Annotated in this window: 1 pseudogene; it reads right to left on the reverse strand. The window is 33.8% G+C overall.

The features are described from left to right. Positions 1 to 1,469, reverse strand: a pseudogene (gene pls / locus HMPREF2647_RS06345) (plasmin-sensitive LPXTG-anchored glycoprotein Pls); the annotation flags it as partial.

The following is a 1,469-nucleotide window of genomic DNA, read 5'->3' on the forward strand; positions in this document are numbered from 1 at the left end:
ATCGAATACATCTTTATGGCCTTGTGGTACTTTTTCAGGTGCAAAGTGTACAATCTCGTCAACTGCATTTTTTGTAACTTCTGTTGTTGGTTCACCACGTTCAACTACATCTCCTGTATCAGGGTCAACTTTAATTGGTGTAGTTGTTGTTGATTCTCCATCTTCACCTTTTTGTACAATAACATCAGGTGAGCCTGGTTCTAGAGTTGGATCAAACTCACGAATAGTTTTATGAGTAATTGGTTGTTTCGTTACTTCCACATCATCAATTAAATCAGCTTGAGGCGTTGTAATTTTTACACCTTCAAGATTTGTTCTCATAATTCCATCAGAATATCTATTTGGCATATGACTTGAAGTAATTAAGAAATTATATTTTTGTGATTTATCAATTCCTAAATCATCTGTAGTAGCTGTCCATGTTTTTCCTGCATATGTAGCAGTTACTGTACTTGTTGCTGCATCATAATTTAATACTACATCATTTAATCTTTGGCCATGGAAATTACCATCAAGATGATTAGTTGTATTATCTGCATAAATTATTTTATTTGCAGGTTTATCTTTTGTATTTAGGGCATTTTGACCAACTTGGTTAGTCATACCATCTGCACCATTTTTAACAAATGTACCGTAACCAACTTTTGCTGCGCCAATTTGACTTAGATTGTTTGTTTTATCTGCATCGAGTTTATCGACTTTACCATTAACATTATTATATGACGTATCAATTTTAAAACCAGATGCATTTGCCATACCTTTGTCTCTTAAAATACCACCTTGGTTTAAGAAGTCTTGGCCATTCCCTTGAGTAAACATGAAGCCCCAGCCATCTGCTCCTGTTGTATTACCTTGGTTGTTGTTTGCTACTGGAACAGTAATTGTAAAGTCTTTATTAAAATCTATTTTATCATTATATTCTAATGCGCCTTTAGTTCCTGTATTAGGATTGAAGTTTGTATTGAATGCAGTTAGCTTATCTTCTTTAGGGAATTCTTCTTTATACGTTTTATGGATTATATCTCCATATTCTTTAAAGTTACCCGTTCCTTTTTTAGTAACTGTGTCTTGTGCAGCTGCTCTTAATGCTGTTGCTGAATTGTTAACATTTGTTGTTCTAGCATTTCTGCTTACTGAACGGAATGTTGCTCTTGGTTGTGCGTTTTCTTTGTTAGCTGTTTCTTTAAGTGCTTCACTTAAAGCTATTTTTTTAATTTCTTCATTAGATAAATTTGAAATATCTTTTGGTAATACTTTTTCAATTTCAGCTTTCTCTGCTTCTGTAACTTCAGATTTTTTATATAAATCTTTAGCAACTGTATCTACAACGTGAGTTCTCTCAGTTTCTGCTGGTTGAGCATTTGAATTGCTCTTAGCATTTGTTTCTTCAACTGCTGGTGCTTCTTCTTCTGTTGCTACTTTGTTTGTTTCTTCTGCTGATGGCGCTTCTTTTGTTGTTACATCTTTTG

The organism is Staphylococcus sp. HMSC035D11 (assembly GCF_001836075.1).
In the GTDB taxonomy this organism is placed as follows: Bacteria; Bacillota; Bacilli; order Staphylococcales; family Staphylococcaceae; genus Staphylococcus; species Staphylococcus hominis.